Below are 14,589 nucleotides of genomic sequence, written 5' to 3'. Positions count from 1 at the left end.
AATATTAAACATCAATGTAAAAAATCTATCGCTAAGAATAAAAATTCCTTATATATCAAAGAATCTTATTCGTGATCAAAATATGAAACACTCTTGGGGTTTTACATCCTTGTGATCAACTCTTAGTAACAAAGGGGAGGGAGTGTTATTGAGCCGTAGCGTCCTGCCACGAAAGTCATTCTCTCAAATACTCCGGCTGTAAGATAGGGAAAATATCTGAAATTTATTTAAGAGATTCCTGTTTTTTCTATAGCGAATATCTCACAAAGACATAATTCAGTCTTATATACCGCCCATAAACCATTTTGCTAGCGGTATATGAAATTATCTCAAAGCAACTGCATCACTTGATTTAAATTGAGTAACCTCAGCTAAAACATCAAATAAATAATCAATTTCAGCTAGGGTATTATAATAAGCAAAGCCAATGCGCAACACACCATCGTTTGGATCTAAACCGAGTTTCTCAATAAATCGTGGCACATAAAAATGTCCAAACCCGACACAAATATGATGTTGAGCTAAGGTTTGCGCTAAATCCCTGTTACTAATACCGGCAATAGTTATTGCAAATGTTGGCGTGCGTTTGCTTAGCTTATCCTGGGAAGCTATACCATGCACCGTGATGTGCGGACATGCCTCAAGTTTTTTCAAAAAGTAAGATTTAAGCATTAACTCATGTGTTTCTATTGCTGACATACTTAATTTTAATGCTGCCTTTAAATCTGTTTTTGCCATTTGCTCATTGACCAAAGCAGCTTTGTGATAAATGGCTGCTTCTAAACCTGTCAATGCTTCAAAATTTTGCGTACCGGTTTCTAGCGCATAGGGCAACGTATCTGGTGCTGGTGCTATTTTATAAGGTTTAATCGATGCCATAGTCTGTGATTTACTATACAAAACACCGATATGTGGTGCCGAGAACTTATAGCTTGAACACACCAACCAATCACAATCAATCACTTGCACGTCAACCTTATGATGCGCAATAAAATGCACTGCATCAACAAATAGCTTGATCTGATACTGTTTTGCCAAAGCACTGACACGCATAATATCCGTAATACTGCCGCAAATATTAGATGCCAACGTTATCGCAATGAGTTTTGTCTGGCCCTTTTTCAATATCGTTTCAAGTCGATCAAGATCTAGCGTATAACTGTCTTGATCAAATGGTAGTATATCAGCATTTACACCCTTCTCCTGTGCCTTGATAAGCCACGGACTGATATTTGCCTCATGATCAAGCTCACTAACAATAATGTTATCCTTAGGCGACCAAGTATTAGCAACTGCATGTGATAATGCCCATGTAATCGTTGTCATATTTTGCCCAAAACTGATCTCTGTAGAAGCTTTTGCATTAATCAGCGCTGCCATTGCCTCTCGGGCTTTATCCATTTGCTGTTGTGCGCTAATGCTACTTTGGTAAAAGCCACCTAAATTGGCAACACCATCTGCCATAAACTCTGTCATTGCTCTCATCACAGCAAAACTTACCTGCGTGCCACCTGGACCATCAAAATAAATCGCCGGATTAGCTTTAATCAACGCCGGAAAGCCTTGGCGTATTTTATCTACATCAAACATAAACCACTTTATCCTTTTGTCATTTTAACTTTTTTATTTCTCACACGTCTTAAACAACTTCAGCTACTCGTGTTATTTTTTAATCTGCATAGTAATTACAAACACATCACGATGCCCTGCTCCTGGTAATAAAGGAACAATTGGTGAGGCGTAATGCGCATATTTGCGATCATTAAAAAGAAACATCTCGCCCTCTTTTAACGCTTGATTAACGTGAATATGTTGATGTTTGTTAATATCAACCAATAGCGAATTGCCTCCCGTGATATTTTGCATATCAACACAAACCACAGTGACATAATCAAAGCCATCTTGATGCACTCCCTCGGGAGCGGGCTTCCCCGTTACCTCATCATTGGTATAAATACGAATCTGATGAATGCCAAAATGATAGTCACATGCTGGCAGCCTAGGATAGATGTGCGCCATGATAATGTCGCTCGCCACTTTCTTGGCAATATCCATCTCGATTAATGGGAAACTTCGGTCAATCCCACCTTGGTATTTATTAAGCTTCTTTGACTGGTGAAACACTTCACTATGCGGACTCACACTAATCTCACCCCGCAAAATATCACCCACAGCAAACGCACGATGGCGATAATTGTCCCCCGATCTCATATTTGGATCACGCTTGAGTGTTTCAAAAGACTTGGCAAATATAGGTTTTAAGTCACCAATAAACGCAATCTGATACATCATTTCTTCGGCTTTTTCTGCTTCTTCAGCTTTTCTATTTGATCCTTTTGGCATATCTAATTCCACTTGATACATCTAAATCCTCCTTAACATAGTTGTATATTACAAATAAAGCAAAAACGCCGTGCTTTACCAAACGCAGTTACTACACCTTTTTTTGTTGCTAAGCGCAAGCATTTCAGTATTTAATTTACAGAACACTATCTTTTTAATTTAATTTTCTCTACCATTGGCGCGTTTTAGCAATCATTTGACAGGAGTTTTCTTATGTTTTTCGCGCAATCTTATGGACTTGCGATTTTATTTTGTATTATCACAATGCTCTGCTGGGGATCTTGGGCAAATCTTCAAAAAGCAACAGGCAAGCAATGGGCATTTCAATATTTCTATTGGGATTATGCCATTGGCGTGCTCTTAATTAGCTTTATTCTTGCCATCACTTTGGGTAATACTGGCGACATTGGACGTGGATTTTTTACAGATCTGGCGCAAGCAAATACTGGTATGATTCTACTTGCGTTTATTGGTGGTATTGTCTTTAATCTTGCCAATATCTTACTCGTTGCTGCCATTGATATTGCAGGCATGGCAGTCGCTTTCCCTGTTGCTATTGGCCTTGCCTTAGTGCTTGGCGTGATTCTTAATTATATTGCCAACCCGCTAGGTAATGCCTTAGTTTTAGCCATCGGTGTAATCTGTGTAGCCATCGCCATCATCCTTGATGCCAAGGCATATAAAACACTCAAAGCGCACTTAACGCAATCAGCATTTAAAAAAGGACTTATTATTGCACTGATCTCTGGCGCATTGATGGGTACATTTTATTATTTCGTTGCCGCATCGATGATTACCAATTTCCACATGCCTGAAGCAGGAAAACTAACACCTTATAGTGCTGCGGTTATTTTTGCGATTGGCTTATTTTTATCAAACTTCATTATCAACACCTGGATGATGAAGAAGCCATTTATTGGCGAACCAATCAAAGGCGCGGGTTACTTTAAAGGAAGCTTTAGAGCACATATCTTTGGTATTTTAGGAGGTGCCATTTGGGGCTTGGGTACTGGCTTAAACTTTATTGCTGCGGGCACCGCAGGACCTGCTATCTCTTATGGTCTTGGTCAAGGGGCAACGATGATTGCCGCTCTTTGGGGCGTGTTTATTTGGCGTGAGTTCAAACAGGCACCTCAATCGGCTAATAAGCTTTTATTGTGGATGTTTATCTTCTACTTTATTGGTTTGTTATTGATTATCTTTGCTAAAGCTTAATCAGCTAAAGACCAAACGATGAGTGATCGGACTGACAAAAATCTCGCACACCTTCTAAGCATTGATATTAGCCACTTCCCAACGGCTAAATTGCATCAGCATGATGAAGCACAATTAAGCTATATACAAAAAGGCGTGCTAAAGGTGATCGTCGCCCATAAAGTCTATATCGTGCCCGCGGGCTTTGCGATTTATATCCCACCAAAGATCACCCACGGCATTGAATGCGGACAGGATATTGATGGCATCATGCTGTACTTTGATCAAGACCTGCCGCTATTACCAACTTCTGTCATTATTTTTAAACCAGATGAGCTGATCAAGCAATTGATACTTAAAATCCATCAGCAAGATCAACAGGTGCCAGCTGTTTTTACCCAAGCATTATTACAAGCAATACATGATGATAAATCCGAGCCTAACTACACTTTAAGCTTTCCAACACATCCTTTACTGCGTGATTTAATTACCTATATTGATCATCAGCTATCACAACCAGTATCCATTGAAGTCATTGCTCAAAAAGCACATCTGAGTGCTCGCCACTTATCACGTATTTTCAAGAAAGAAACGGGACTGTCATTCTCTTATTGGCTACAGCAATACAAAATGCTCTATGCTTTGGTGCTTTTACCACAACATCAAAGCACATCCATCGTTGCCCGAGCATTAGGTTATGATAGTGATAGCGCTTTTATTAGCACCTTTAAGAAATTCACGCATGGCAAGCCACCCTCGTTTTTCTATTAAATTACTATTTATCAGACTGAACTTATTTATAAACCGATCAATCAAAGGTATGATCAATATCATTGCTATTAACCACTGTGATTAAATGACAAAATGACTTTGTTGAGCGCCAGTCGGAATACACCGTTAATTAAGAAGTTTGAACAATGGATTACTGAGGCAAAAACATTTAAAGAAATCGGTCAGCTTTCGATTAAATATAGCCAACCTATTAAACGTATGTTTCATTTAGCACTGCCTAATGAACAGCTCCTAAACTTCACATTTATTCGCACGCATAATGATTTAAAGCGTAATATCGTCACATTAGAGCCGATGTTAGCGCTAAAGTTTTATCGTCAAAATCTACATATTGACGATCATATGCTCGATCGCAACCTTATCAATCCATTCTATGACCGAGTTGAATTAATGAACCCCTTTTACCAGAAGGCATTTATTGAACTGACCTCACCAAAAGAATTATCAACACCTGTTGTTATTGAGCATGATCTTGATTTCTATAAAGATGCTTTTTGCTTTCAGATTGCTAACCCAACCAATAAAGACTTTATTACTGGGGCACGGTTTGCAACGTTTCTGCAAATGATTATCGCATTTTACAACTTTTATTCGCCACAGCTAACACCCAACTTTCCAAGCTATGATACCCGAAGTATAATGACAGAATTTAGGCAGGATGATCTTTTCCAAGACTTCATCACAATGCACGATCTAACACCCACACAAGGCCAATATCTGAAATATTTAGTATTTTCTTGGGAAAGTAAGCGCATTGCGACGCATTTATGTCGCTCTGAACGCACAGTTGAAAAAGTGATTGATGCCATCAAACTAAAGCTCAATTTACACTCCAAGCATGAGCTGTGCACATTGCTACAATGTTATTACATCAACTTGATTTCAGAGCGGATAACTAACTGTCATTGAGCGTAGTTTAGTATACAGTTATCACCTGTTAAGCCATTTTGATCAGCTTGACAGCTTTGGTTTAAGTAACCTGCTGCCTGATAATAGGCATCATGAATCTGGTCATAACACACCAGTTTGGGATAACTTGGATCACTAGCAATGCATGCTTTGACACCTTCTTTTGCTGTAGCACTACAAGATAGCGCCTTTTTGCTGACAGCAAGCTTACCAAGATAGGCACCCCACCCAGTATATGGCTTGTTATTATGATCAAGAATATAAGCGCCAATATGCAACGAGTGAGGACAGCTGTATTTAAGGGATACATCCACAGGTTTTTCAGCCTTAAGAATATTATTTAGATAAGCGGCTAAAGCTTGTGCATGTTGATAAGCGTAAGCTTTGGTTGGATGCCCGCTACCTGAGCCATCACTTGGAAGACGCATATCAACAAAGCAGCTTACTGTATTGCCATTAAAGTATAGATTTTGTGGTGTAGCACACGCCTGCCCTACTATATTTTCTTCTGCTTGCCAATACTGCTGATACATTGGCACATAATCAGGACGAAAACCCCATAAATCCAAAACGATTTTAGCGTTTGGATTTAGTGCTTGCACTTTATCAACAAATTTCTGCAGCGCTTGCTGATATGTGCTTTTATCAGCAACAAAGGTGTCATTGGTGCCAAGATTAATCACAATAATATCGGCGTTTTCACTAGTGATTGGCTGATTGTGTTGATCCGTGTTATAGCTACTGCTGTCATAGTATGTGAACATGGTCGAGCTGCCCCAATATGAACCCGGTGTTAACGATATTCCTGATAGCGCAATAAAGCTTGGATCAAAATGCCAACCTTGTGCATTTAATTGTTCAATGCTTTGAAAGGCATAAGAAATCGTGATATTAGCATAGCCAATATTGTCACTTGCACCACCATCATTATTACCATCTTGCATTCCTGCCGTGATCGAGTCACCATAAAATACAATTTTTTTTAAATCACTATATTTCTCAACTAGCTCAGTGTTATTTAGTGTCATCGATTGCACATAAAACGGTGAGTAGAAAAATGGCGCCTGCTTTGCATCTGACTCATTTAATTGCACCAACTTGATATTATGCACTTTGGATAAATCTAGTGTTGGATCAAGGCTTAAATCAATATCCACATCCGTCGTTAATGTATTATCAAGTTTAATAGCGCTGGCAGGTGCTTGTACTATTGAGGTGCGTGCCACGTTCGCTAGCTTATTATCAACATAGATATTAAACCATGTTTCATTGCTATTGCTTGGCGTAACTTTAGCAAGCTTTATCACTATATTAGCGTCATGCTTAAGCGCTTTAATATTAAAAGATACCGTACTTCCTGACCAATTCATTGCAACTCTATCATTAATAAGCTCGTGATTACTGCGCCCTAAATACATGATATTAGGATTATTACCTAAAACTGTCTCGCTACTGGCAAACCCCATACCACTTAAACTCGCAAGCCCACATATCATTGCATATTTTATTTTACTATTTCCTTGCATACCAAAGCCTCCTTTTGGGTTATTTTCACACTTGATAACACCCCCATAAATCGCAAGGATCATGATCAACACCACTGATACTGCCATAAAGAGGGATTCCATTTTGACCAACAACACCCATATGTAATTGACCATCATCTACTGCAAAGGCTTTACCATTTTGCCAATAAACACTATCACGCCCTGTTTTTCCGGTTTCATCGCCTATTTCAAACCATAAAAGCGCATACGTCTGTTGTGGCAAATAATCTGATAGAACAGGTGATAGCGCACCAAAGTAGCGCTTAGCATAGCCTAACAGCTTGCCATTTTTATCTTCCCAAGCAGTTTTTGAACTATGCGCCCAGCCTGTTTCACCAATGCCCCAGCGCAATTGTAATAATTGGCTTTGAGTAAGTACGTCATGACCCAACAAATAACTTTTGAAAGTTGTTATGCTGTCACTAAAGGTTGTTGCTAAATTTCGTGCATTAATAACAGCACTGTCATCCAATACACCGCTATAGTAAAACGGATAAATATTCAGCCAGACAACTGCCTTTAATTGATGCGCCAGATCATATGTGTAAATAGCTTTGAAACTTTGTAAAAGTGCTTGAATATAGTCTTGATTTTGACTTTGATCACCATTCATCACGCTACCTATCAGCCCATAAATCGCGCCTTTTCTTAACTTAAGTAAATACGTAAGCTTACTTTGATCGCCAACATCAATGTCAACACTAAATGGCACACGCGTTAGCGCTGGATTTTCTTGATAAAACGTATTCATCGAATCTACAAATATCTGAATACGCTTACTAATATGATCGTAACTCTCTGGCGAAATCCCCGGTTCCTGCAATAGCACAATATCATCAACACTGTTGAGTCCTTGAGGCAGTGAGTTTTGTAATGCCAACATAAATTTAAATAAGGCTTGTTGACCATTTTGGTTGGTAAATAACTTAAGCTGTCCTGCATCTATTGTTAGTACAACATGCGCATAAGGATAAGCTGATAATGCCTTGGTAAATGCACACCAACGATCATTTGGATTCTTGCTCGCACCATCAAAACCATGATGGCAGCTAGTGTAATCAGTGTTTTGGCTGAATAAACCAAAATTGCCATATAAGCGAATCATCTGCTGATTTTTCTGACTCTGCTGTTGAAACTGATATGCCAACGCAGTTTGTGTGATCTTATACACATCACCTGCTGTGAGCTGCAGCGCTTTATCCGCATTGCTATCGACCCAGTCACCAAAATCAAAGCCCTGTATTAAGGCATTTGCTTGATTTAATTGAATAAACAATGGAAACACACAGCATAAAAGCATACGTAACAATCGCATATTAAAGCCTTATATTGGATTATTTTCACACAACCCAATATCCACAAATCCATGGCTTATGCATAGGGTAATGACTACCCTATTTGCTATTTTTCGCTATTTTCGCTATTTTTTACTATTTTTCCTTTTCCGTTGGCTGAGCGCTAGTCGAAGCCATTTGCTGCATCACCCCTTCGACTTTGCTCAGGGAACGAGCAGCATTATTGCTTGGAAAGTATTTGCATATTTTTAACCTCTCCCCTTGCGGGAGAGGTTGCACTGCATTTGCAGTGCGGGTGAGGGGTAATTAACCCATTATTCTTTTGTCATTATTTTGCTATTTTTGTTGTTTTTGCTTACTTCCCTGCCGTATGCATCTCAGCAATTTTCACTTTCCATTCTTTAGGACCTGTTTGATGCACTGAAGTCCCTTGACTATCAACAGCAACCGTCACCGGCATATCTTCCACTTCAAACTCATAAATAGCTTCCATGCCCAGTTCCTCAAAGCCAACCACTTTAGCCTTACGAATCGATTTAGAGATAAGATAAGCTGCTCCACCAACTGCCATTAAGTAAACTGCTTTATGCTTTTTGATTGAATCAATCGTTGCCTGACCACGCTCGGCTTTACCCACCATGCCGGCAATCCCCACTTCACTTAACATAAAATCGGTAAACTTATCCATCCGTGTTGCTGTTGTGGGACCCGCAGGTCCTACCACTTCATCACCCACAGGGTCAACTGGACCCACGTAATAAATGAATTTACCCTTTAGATCAACTGGCAATGGCTCGCCATTTTTAACCATATCCATAATGCGCTTATGTGCTGCATCACGCCCCGTTAATAACTTACCATTTAATAGTAATGTCTCACCTGGTTTTAGGTTTTCAATATCAGCTTGTGTTAGCGTATTTAAGTCCACGCGTCGCACTTGTGATTTATCCGTTTCAGTAATTTCAGGCCAATCTTCTAATTTTGGTACAGGCAACTTGGCAACACCTGAACCATCTAGAGTGAAATGAACATGACGCGTTGCGGCACAATTGGGAATGAGTGCTACAGGTTTACATGCCGCATGCGTTGGATACTCATGGATTTTGACATCAAGCACCGTTGTCAAACCACCCAAACCTTGCGCACCAATACCTAGATCATTGATTTTGTGATAGAGCTCAACACGCAACTTCTCAAGCTCAGTTTGCGCGCCACGCTCAAGAATCTCATGCATATCAATCTCTTCGCCTAATGACTCTTTAGCTAATAGCATCGCTTTTTCCGCCGTACCACCAATGCCGATACCAATGATGCCTGGCGGGCACCAACCCGCCCCCATTGTGGGCAACATCTCAAGTACCCAATCAACGATACTATCACTTGGATTTAAGACTTTAAATTTTGATTTAAATTCAGAACCACCACCTTTAGCTGCTAATTCAATCTCGATATTAGAGCCTGCCACCATATCAATATGTACAATCGCAGGGGTATTGTCTTTGGTATTTTTACGCGCGCCATGCGGTGGATTAACCATCGATGCTCGAAGTGGGTTATCTGCATTTAAATACGCACGACGCACGCCTTCATTAACAAGTTCAGTAATCGTGCGATCAGTGCGATCAAGCTTTGCTTCCATCCCGACTTTAACAAAGGCACAAACCATGCCAGTATCCTGACAAATCGGGCGATGACCATACGCAGCCATGCGCGAGTTTATCAAAATCTGCCCAATCGCATCTTTTGCGGGCTTTGACGCTTCATGCTCGTAAGCGCAATACATCGCTTGCACAAAATCTTTAGGATGATAATAAGAAATAAATTGCAATCCATCGGCAACACTTTGAATAAAATCTTCTACTTTAATAATTGACATCTGAAATGACTCTATTGATTAAACTTCGGCGCATTTTAACAAGGATTGATGCCTATGGTCTAGTGATACAGAAAAAATCAAATCCAACGAATCTTGCGCATAATGGCAATATAACCCACCATAATTAACGCAAGGATTGCACAAACGATAATAAAACCATAATGAGACTCAGCACCTGGAATGCCGGCAACGTTAATCCCCAAAAGGCCAGTGATAAATCCAAGCGGGATAAACACCACACTGATCATCGATAAGATATACATGCGTTGATTCATCTGTGTTTGCTCATAAGCATGAATTTCATTTTGGATAATTAAACTTCTATCCTTCATCGCATCCAGATCTTCTAGTAAACGCATATTGGCATCAAGCACTTGTTTTAGCTCAAAGACATCTTCATCACTTAGCCAAGACAGTTTATTTGCTGAAATCGCCAATATCGCTTCGCGTTGCGGCAGGATATAGCGTCTGATTTTAATGATCTTTTTACAAATCGCATTGACTCTGTCTGACAATACAATTGATCGATCTTTCTTAATCGCAAGCTCAATATCATCAAGCTTACCATCATAGCCATCAACCAACTGATCAGTATGCTCAGTAATATGCATCAATAAAATATTCAAAAATTCGCTTGTCGCACAAGGTCCGGCATTTAAGCGTAACATACTGTTAATCTCAGCAATCGAGTGCAGATTTCGACGCTTAACGGTAATAATCAAACGCTCAGTTAACCACATACGGATCGATGTCATATCTTCAGGCTTTTGTCCCTTGTTAAGATTAATCGCGCGAAAGGTTGCTAGCATGCCATTATCAAGTACCAAAATACGTGGTCTGGTTTCCTGCGCGCATAGCATATCGATGATTTTCTCAGGGATGATCTGATATTCATTTAAAAAATCAGCCGCTTGTGTTAAATCCAAATGCAACCAGATAATGCCAGAAGGTAATGCCATTGCTAGGGATATATCTTTTTCGGTGATTTCTTTAGCGCCACCGTTACCATCTAACAGTTGAATATTTACATACTTTTTTTGTACTTCCATCACTTGATATCATTAAATACCTTTTTGCATCACTCTAGCGTAAAACGCTATAAACGCAACCAGTTAATAAGATAAAGTGCACAAACATGCTTTATACTTTGGCAATATCTTATTAAAATCGCTGGCATATCTTAAAAATAATTGACAAATAAAAGGCAAGTTTCTTTACAATGCGTGATTTTGCTAAAAACAACTCAATAACCACTGCTAAAAACGATAAAAACAAAGCAGATAATAAGCCTCGTCAGCAGCCCTCATTAGCCATAAGAAAAATCATTCTTGCCCTTTTGTTATTGGTATTAATCATTGCTTTTATTGTGAGCTTTTATGGTAGTAACAAATCAAAAGACAGCACAGCGACAACGACCACACAAACGGTACATGTCTCTCCCAAGCCAGTTGTTAATGTGAGTGACGCGAAAGAGCAAAACAATCAAACGCAAAATAATACCACCGCAGACAGTAAGCTAACTCAAGGCGCTAAGCAGACGTCTGATAGCAATGCGGTGGCAGTAGCACCTAACAACGAAAATAACACGAAAGAATCAGCTGCAACAAACAACAAAAAAGCAAAAGATAACAAAACGGATAATAAGAAAGATGACGATCAGCCTTTAACTTTCACATTTTATAACACACTAACCAATAAGACCGTACAAGTCGATGCTAATCCTGAGAAGCTAAAACAATATCGCTATACCTATATGCTGCAAGTTGGCTCATATCGCAATCAAAGTGATGCCAATGCCACACGCGCCAAGCTTATTTTGGCAGGGCTTAAACCAAACATTAAAAAAGTGGGAGACTGGTACCGCCTGGATGTGGGACCTGTCTATAGCCAACGTGATGGTGATGTGATCAAACACAAAGTTGAATCTGCTGGTATCTCTGGCAGTATTTTGCGCCAAGTGGATAAAGAGGAAATCACTCAACAAACAAGCGATGATAACCAGTAGACTTTTTAGTAATTGGTGTTTTGCGTTTTAAGGAATAATTTATGCAAATATTCAAAACACATTTCAACGTAATGGCAGAGCATATCGACGCTAACAAACATGTTAGCAATATCGTCTATATAAAATGGATGCAGGATATTGCTGTGATGCACTCAGACGCCTGCGGTTGGGATACCAAGCGTTATCATCAAAACCACTGTACATGGGTTGCTAAAACCCACTTTATTGACTATATCAAGCAGGTTTTCTTAAATGAGGTCATTGAAGCGAGAACGTGGGTTGATGAGATAAAGCGCTCAACTGCACTACGCAAATACGAATTTATTAATCAGCGCGGTGAAATCGTTGCCAAAGCTGAAACCAATTGGGTTTTTATCAACACCGAAACCCAGCGCATTCAACGCGTGTTACCCGAGGTGCGCGAAGACTTCGAGCGCTTTAGGTCATCTGAATATAGTGAAGCAGCTGACTTGCTAAATAGCGATGCACCATCGTTGTAGGGTGCATGCCGTTATAGAATAGATAGCCGTTACAATACGGCAAATCTTCTGCCTTAGCACAGGTTAAATCAACAGGTTTTGTAACACCTATACTTGCCAAAACTTTGGCTTTATTAAAATAAACATCTAAAAACAGTCGATCGATTGCAAAGACATGATTGGCTGGGAATTCACCTAAGGTCTGAAGCACAAGATTAGTTTGCAAACTTAAATTATACATTTGCGAAATGGATGAAATTACTGCTAGCACACTTTGACGCATAATATGACTATGAATGTGTTCATCAACTAAATTTGTCAATGCCGGAACCATTGAGAAATTAGGCAGATTAAGTACGTAGATATTTGCTACAGGCACACCATGTTGCATCAATATTTTTACCGCTTTAACGATATTATCAATCGGATGCGCAATCGCCTGACCATTGTTTGACGCAATACGCACGATATTTTGATAAAAATCATTCCCCCCCCCCATAAGATAAAAAGCGTCTTGGGATTTGGTTTATTATTGACATTGGCAAGATATAATTGCAGCTGCTTTAACACGCCAGGCACACAATTATAAGCGCCATAATCGCCTACACCATGGATGCATTGTTTATTCGTATCACGTGCCCATGTTGTATCCGTTAAATAATAATCACCGGTCTCAGCCGAAGCTGTTGCGAATGACGCATTATGATCAAAAGCCATATTCGACTTTAAGTCTTTGATGTTATAAAAATTTTGCCCCGCGCTTGTTGGCATCTTGTCTAAAATATAATTAAGCCACGTCTTGCGTTCTGGGTCATTTACACTTAATTCACTGGTAATAGGTGCGCCAATTTTATCGGTAATACCACTGGGTTTAACCCAATAGTTATTACCAACACCTTGTCCATGGTAAGCACTATCACTTAAGCTATCGCCAAAGACAACAACATTTGCAAAGTGCTTTGCTTGAGGATCATTAACCCTTTCTTCAGCTTGGCGCTTAATTAAGGCAATAATCGCAATGACAATCACAAGGGCCGCAATCAAACTCCAAAAAACTCTCTTTAACATCCTAGTCTCCAATGAGGTAATTCATACGCATATCATATTAGCGTATCTAATAACATAATACCTCTTAAACTTAGAATGTAGAACAGACCTATCGTAAATCATTTGGGGTGTTTAGTTGCAAAGGGAATTTGTTTTTTTATTTTTTATGTGACATCAAATCTATGATTTATACCAACCGTAGCTATAAAAAGCCTTAGCACCTTCATTACTTTTAAGATAATCAACAAATTTCTCAACTTCTGCATTATTATTATTTTTGTTAACTACAATATTGAAGTCTCTTGATATGACATACTGCGGGTTAATACTGATGATTTCTCCGGCATTAGGATTTGAAATAGCCCAATCGCGCCATGTAATCCAAGCATCAGCATTCTCATTTTGAAATGCTTTAAACGCACTACCACTATTGGGGGCAAAAGCAATAATATTTTGTCTAAATGCTTTAAGAAAGTTAATATCTCTTTTTCTTCCTACGATATCTTCCCACACACCGGTACCAGAAGTATTGCTATAACCAGCACCATCAATCACAATAATATTCACGCCCTTCTTTGTCAAATCTTCAAGTGAATGTATACTCTTAGGATTTCCCTTTTTAACCAGAATAATGGCATCGTGATAGTACATGGGTTGCACATCTTTAATATCAAATTGGTTGCTAAAATTATGAACAATTGCTGTTGTTGATTGCTGAGAAGGACCAAACAGAATATCCGCATTCTCTTTAGCTTTATTCGACCATGTAGCCTCCGGTCCATAGATGATATTAACAGTAATACCGCTCTCTTCTTTGAATTTTTTCGCAGCATCAATCAAAGCCGTGTGTGGACCACCTGGACCATATACATTGACATCAGCATAAGCAGTGGCAGATAAACAAATTGAAATCGCTAATATCTTAATAATTCTTCTCATCACATCCTCTTAGTTTAAAAGTTACAGTTTCAAGTAGCTAGCTCAATTAATAGCAACACCATTCGATAACCATCCTAAAGCTAACAATGACTAATTCATACTCAAAGATATTTATACCAAAAATAAAGTTTTTTAATCACGCTGATTTAATAAATAATCGCAT

General features: G+C 39.2%; 14 protein-coding genes. 5 read left to right on the top strand and 9 right to left on the bottom strand.

Translation table 11 applies throughout. The annotated features are described in order from the left end of the window. Positions 1-324: 324 nt before the first annotated feature. Positions 325-1,590 carry a cysteine desulfurase-like protein gene (locus NYP54_RS09095; protein WP_283156237.1) on the bottom strand — a complete coding sequence of 422 codons (1,266 nt, stop codon included), beginning with the start codon at positions 1,588-1,590 and terminating at the stop codon, positions 325-327. Between the two features lie 72 nt (positions 1,591-1,662). Next, complete coding sequence (locus NYP54_RS09090; protein ID WP_283156236.1) at positions 1,663-2,364, bottom strand: 2OG-Fe dioxygenase family protein; 702 nt, start codon at positions 2,362-2,364, stop codon at positions 1,663-1,665. Positions 2,365-2,556: 192 nt separating this feature from the next. On the opposite strand from NYP54_RS09090, the gene NYP54_RS09085 reads away from it, so the two are divergent. From NYP54_RS09085 to NYP54_RS09075, 3 genes are all read left to right on the top strand, one after another. Beyond that, entirely contained in the window at positions 2,557-3,558 is a 1,002-nt protein-coding gene (locus NYP54_RS09085; protein ID WP_283156235.1) for a GRP family sugar transporter, read from the top strand. A gap of 18 nt (positions 3,559-3,576) precedes the next feature. Further along, a complete protein-coding gene (locus NYP54_RS09080) occupies positions 3,577-4,308 on the top strand; it encodes an AraC family transcriptional regulator (protein WP_283156234.1) in 732 nt (243 codons plus the stop codon). 93 nt (positions 4,309-4,401) lie between these two features. Next, positions 4,402-5,238, top strand: coding sequence for a LuxR C-terminal-related transcriptional regulator (locus NYP54_RS09075; protein WP_283156233.1), 837 nt, complete (start codon positions 4,402-4,404; stop codon positions 5,236-5,238). Here the strand turns inward: NYP54_RS09075 and NYP54_RS09070 are convergent. The 4 genes from NYP54_RS09070 to NYP54_RS09055 form a co-directional block, all read right to left on the bottom strand. Beyond that, positions 5,232-6,851 carry a GDSL-type esterase/lipase family protein gene (locus NYP54_RS09070; protein ID WP_283156232.1) on the bottom strand — a complete coding sequence of 540 codons (1,620 nt, stop codon included), beginning with the start codon at positions 6,849-6,851 and terminating at the stop codon, positions 5,232-5,234. The two genes, NYP54_RS09075 and NYP54_RS09070, sit on opposite strands and share 7 nt — an antisense overlap. Continuing rightward, positions 6,790-8,100, bottom strand: a complete 1,311-nt coding sequence (locus NYP54_RS09065) for a hypothetical protein (RefSeq protein ID WP_283156231.1) — start codon at positions 8,098-8,100, stop codon at positions 6,790-6,792. The genes NYP54_RS09070 and NYP54_RS09065 overlap by 62 nt, the downstream gene beginning before the upstream one ends. A gap of 335 nt (positions 8,101-8,435) precedes the next feature. Then, entirely contained in the window at positions 8,436-9,956 is a 1,521-nt protein-coding gene (locus tag NYP54_RS09060) for a fumarate hydratase (protein ID WP_283156230.1), read from the bottom strand. Between the two features lie 77 nt (positions 9,957-10,033). After that, positions 10,034-11,005, bottom strand: a complete 972-nt coding sequence (locus NYP54_RS09055; protein WP_283156229.1) for a zinc transporter ZntB — start codon at positions 11,003-11,005, stop codon at positions 10,034-10,036. A gap of 170 nt (positions 11,006-11,175) precedes the next feature. Here NYP54_RS09055 and NYP54_RS09050 point away from each other — a divergent pair, with 170 nt between their 5' ends. Continuing rightward, a complete protein-coding gene (locus NYP54_RS09050; protein WP_283156228.1) occupies positions 11,176-11,961 on the top strand; it encodes an SPOR domain-containing protein in 786 nt (261 codons plus the stop codon). Positions 11,962-12,002: 41 nt separating this feature from the next. After that, positions 12,003-12,461, top strand: coding sequence for an acyl-CoA thioesterase (locus NYP54_RS09045; RefSeq protein WP_283156227.1), 459 nt, complete (start codon positions 12,003-12,005; stop codon positions 12,459-12,461). Here NYP54_RS09045 and NYP54_RS09040 read toward each other — a convergent pair. The 3 genes from NYP54_RS09040 to NYP54_RS09030 all read right to left on the bottom strand — a co-directional run bounded on the left by NYP54_RS09040 (position 12,400) and on the right by NYP54_RS09030 (position 14,426). Then, complete coding sequence (locus tag NYP54_RS09040) at positions 12,400-12,906, bottom strand: hypothetical protein (RefSeq protein WP_283156226.1); 507 nt, start codon at positions 12,904-12,906, stop codon at positions 12,400-12,402. The genes NYP54_RS09045 and NYP54_RS09040 overlap by 62 nt on opposite strands. Beyond that, the gene (locus NYP54_RS09035) at positions 12,840-13,508 is read right to left on the bottom strand and encodes a hypothetical protein (protein ID WP_283156225.1); all 669 of its coding nucleotides are present in this window, start codon (positions 13,506-13,508) and stop codon (positions 12,840-12,842) included. Before NYP54_RS09035 ends, NYP54_RS09040 begins: the two co-directional genes overlap by 67 nt. A gap of 159 nt (positions 13,509-13,667) precedes the next feature. Beyond that, positions 13,668-14,426, bottom strand: a complete 759-nt coding sequence (locus NYP54_RS09030) for an extracellular solute-binding protein (protein WP_283156224.1) — start codon at positions 14,424-14,426, stop codon at positions 13,668-13,670. Positions 14,427-14,589: the final 163 nt, after the last annotated feature.

It is taken from the genome of Cysteiniphilum sp. QT6929 (assembly GCF_030035755.1).
Lineage (GTDB): Bacteria > Pseudomonadota > Gammaproteobacteria > Francisellales > Francisellaceae > Caedibacter > Caedibacter litoralis.
The sequence above is the reverse complement of the archived record's forward strand: the minus strand, read 5'-3'. Positions and strand labels throughout refer to the sequence as shown.

What these genes read in the sequence shown, in the direction of transcription:
- NYP54_RS09095 (WP_283156237.1), bottom strand. Translation starts at nt 1,590, where the DNA reads ATGTTTGATGTAGATAAAATACGCCAAGGCTTTCCGGCGTTGATTAAA.
- NYP54_RS09090 (WP_283156236.1), bottom strand. Translation starts at nt 2,364, where the DNA reads ATGTATCAAGTGGAATTAGATATGCCAAAAGGATCAAATAGAAAAGCT.
- NYP54_RS09085 (WP_283156235.1), top strand. Translation starts at nt 2,557, where the DNA reads ATGTTTTTCGCGCAATCTTATGGACTTGCGATTTTATTTTGTATTATC.
- NYP54_RS09080 (WP_283156234.1), top strand. Translation starts at nt 3,577, where the DNA reads ATGAGTGATCGGACTGACAAAAATCTCGCACACCTTCTAAGCATTGAT.
- NYP54_RS09075 (WP_283156233.1), top strand. Translation starts at nt 4,402, where the DNA reads ATGACTTTGTTGAGCGCCAGTCGGAATACACCGTTAATTAAGAAGTTT.
- NYP54_RS09070 (WP_283156232.1), bottom strand. Translation starts at nt 6,851, where the DNA reads ATGGCAGTATCAGTGGTGTTGATCATGATCCTTGCGATTTATGGGGGT.
- NYP54_RS09065 (WP_283156231.1), bottom strand. Translation starts at nt 8,100, where the DNA reads ATGCGATTGTTACGTATGCTTTTATGCTGTGTGTTTCCATTGTTTATT.
- NYP54_RS09060 (WP_283156230.1), bottom strand. Translation starts at nt 9,956, where the DNA reads ATGTCAATTATTAAAGTAGAAGATTTTATTCAAAGTGTTGCCGATGGA.
- NYP54_RS09055 (WP_283156229.1), bottom strand. Translation starts at nt 11,005, where the DNA reads ATGGAAGTACAAAAAAAGTATGTAAATATTCAACTGTTAGATGGTAAC.
- NYP54_RS09050 (WP_283156228.1), top strand. Translation starts at nt 11,176, where the DNA reads ATGCGTGATTTTGCTAAAAACAACTCAATAACCACTGCTAAAAACGAT.
- NYP54_RS09045 (WP_283156227.1), top strand. Translation starts at nt 12,003, where the DNA reads ATGCAAATATTCAAAACACATTTCAACGTAATGGCAGAGCATATCGAC.
- NYP54_RS09035 (WP_283156225.1), bottom strand. Translation starts at nt 13,508, where the DNA reads ATGTTAAAGAGAGTTTTTTGGAGTTTGATTGCGGCCCTTGTGATTGTC.
- NYP54_RS09030 (WP_283156224.1), bottom strand. Translation starts at nt 14,426, where the DNA reads ATGAGAAGAATTATTAAGATATTAGCGATTTCAATTTGTTTATCTGCC.